1 rRNA gene (cut by a window edge) is annotated in these 2500 nt (G+C 53.8%); it reads left to right on the top strand.

Annotated elements, in window-relative coordinates:
- Positions 1 to 2383: ribosomal RNA gene (locus EWV66_RS22295) — 23S ribosomal RNA — on the top strand (it extends 497 nt beyond the left edge of the window).
- The last annotated feature ends 117 nt before the right edge of the window (positions 2384 to 2500 follow it).

Raw genomic sequence — 2500 nt, 5'->3', positions numbered from 1 at the left:
AAAAGAACCCCGGAAGGGGAGTGAAATAGAACATGAAACCGTTAGCCTACAAGCAATGGGAGGACGATTGAACGTCTGACCGTGTGCCTGTTGAAGAATGAGCCGGCGACTTACAGGTTATGGCAGGTGAAGGGGGAAGACCCCACAGCCCCAGCGAAAGCGAGTCTGAACAGGGCGAAAAGTCATAATTTGTAGACCCGAACCCGGGTGATCTAACCATGGCCAGGATGAAGCTTGGGTAAAACCAAGTGGAGGTCCGAACCGACTAATGTTGAAAAATTAGCGGATGAGCTGTGGTTAGGGGTGAAATGCCAATCGAACTCGGAGCTAGCTGGTTCTCCCCGAAATGTGTTGAGGCGCAGCGGTAGTGGAAGTTTAGTCGGGGTAAAGCACTGTTTCGCCGCGGGCTGGGAGACCGGTACCAAGGCGAGGCAAACTCTGAATACGGCTAAAAAAACTACCAGTGAGACGGTGGGGGATAAGCTTCATCGTCAAGAGGGAAACAGCCCAGACCACCAGCTAAGGTCCCCAAATGATAACTAAGTGAGAAAGGAGGTGGGAGTGCATTGACAACCAGGAGGTTTGCCTAGAAGCAGCAATCCTTAAAAGAGTGCGTAATAGCTCACTGGTCAAGCGCTCCTGCGCCGAAAATGAACGGGGCTAAGTTATCTACCGAAGCTGTGGACTACATTGTAGTGGTAGGGGAGCGTTCTATAGGGGGTGAAGCAGTAGCGGCAAGCAGCTGTGGACTCTATAGAAGTGAGAATGTCGGCTTAAGTAGCGAAAATGTGGGTGAGAATCCCACACCCCGAAACCCCAAGGTTTCCTCCGCAAGGCTCGTCCGCGGAGGGTCAGTCAGGACCTAAGGCGAGGCTGAAAAGCGTAGTCGATGGACAACGGGTTAACATTCCCGTACCGATTAATGATTGTGCCGGAGAACGGAGAAGGTCAACGTCAGCTGGATGTTGGTTACCAGTGCAAGCAGTCGAGGCGATGAGAGGTGGCGAAAACACCAGGAGCTAAGACGCGAGTCCCACCTCCCACGGGAGGGAAGTGGCGCTGATCAAGCTTCCTAGAAAAGCCCGAACCACGTTAATCATTAATTGCCTGTACCCGAAACCGACACAGGTGGGGAAGTAGAGAATACTAAGGGGCGCGAGATAACTCTCTCTAAGGAACTCGGCAAAATGACCCCGTAACTTCGGGAGAAGGGGTACCCTCGCAAGAGGGTCGCAGTGAATAGGCCCAGGCGACTGTTTACCAAAAACACAGGTCTCCGCCAAGTCGTAAGACGCAGTATGGAGGCTGACGCCTGCCCAGTGCCGGAAGGTTAAGGAAGTTGGTCAGGAGTAATCTGAAGCTGACGACCGAAGCCCCGGTGAACGGCGGCCGTAACTATAACGGTCCTAAGGTAGCGAAATTCCTTGTCGGGTAAGTTCCGACCCGCACGAAAGGCGTAACGATCTGGGCACTGTCTCGGAGAGAGACTCGGCGAAATAGGATTGTCTGTGAAGATACGGACTACCTGCACCTGGACAGAAAGACCCTATGAAGCTTTACTGTAGCCTGGAATTGGCTTCGGGCTTCGCTTGCGCAGGATAGGTGGGAAGCTTTGAAACTCTCCTCGTGGGGAGGGTGGAGCTAACGGTGAGATACCACTCTGGCGAGGCTAGAATTCTAACCCTGACCCCTGATCGGGGCGGGAGACAGTTTCAGGTGGGCAGTTTGACTGGGGCGGTCGCCTCCTAAAAGGTAACGGAGGCGCGCAAAGGTTCCCTCGGTCCCGTTGGAAATGGGACGATAGAGTGCAAAAGCAGAAGGGAGCTTGACTGTGAGACCCACAAGTCGAACAGGGACGAAAGTCGGCTTTAGTGATCCGACGGCACCGCGTGGAAGGGCCGTCGCTCAACGGATAAAAGTTACTCTAGGGATAACAGGCTGATCTCCCCCAAGAGTTCACATCGACGGGGAGGTTTGGCACCTCGATGTCGGCTCATCGCAACCTGGGGCTGAAGTCGGTCCCAAGGGTTGGGCTGTTCGCCCATTAAAGCGGTACGTGAGCTGGGTTCAGAACGTCGTGAGACAGTTCGGTCCATATCCGGTGTAGGCGTAAGAGCATTGCGAGGAGCCTTCCTTAGTACGAGAGGACCGGGAAGGACGCACCGCTGGTGTACCTGTTATCGTGCCAACGGTAAACGCAGGGTAGCCATGTGCGGAGCGGATAACCGCTGAAAGCATCTAAGTGGGAAGCCCACCTCCAGATGATTGCTCTCATGGCATTAAGCCAGTAAGGTCTCGGGTAGACTACCCGTTGATAGGCTCTAGATGGAAGCTCGGTAACGAGTGCAGTCGAGGAGTACTAACCGACCGAGGGCTTGACCTGATTCTTCTTTCAACACTTTTTCCCTAGCTTTTGCAGTCTTGAGGGTTCTACCCTTCCTGGTGTCTTTAACGTGATGGCACCACTCCGATTCCATCCCGAACTCGGTTGTGAAACTTC

Origin of the sequence: Microcystis sp. M_OC_Ca_00000000_C217Col, from assembly GCF_007095585.1 — a bacterium.
Taxonomy (GTDB): Bacteria; Cyanobacteriota; Cyanobacteriia; order Cyanobacteriales; family Microcystaceae; genus Microcystis; species Microcystis panniformis.
The sequence above is the reverse complement of the archived record's forward strand: the minus strand, read 5'-3'. Positions and strand labels throughout refer to the sequence as shown.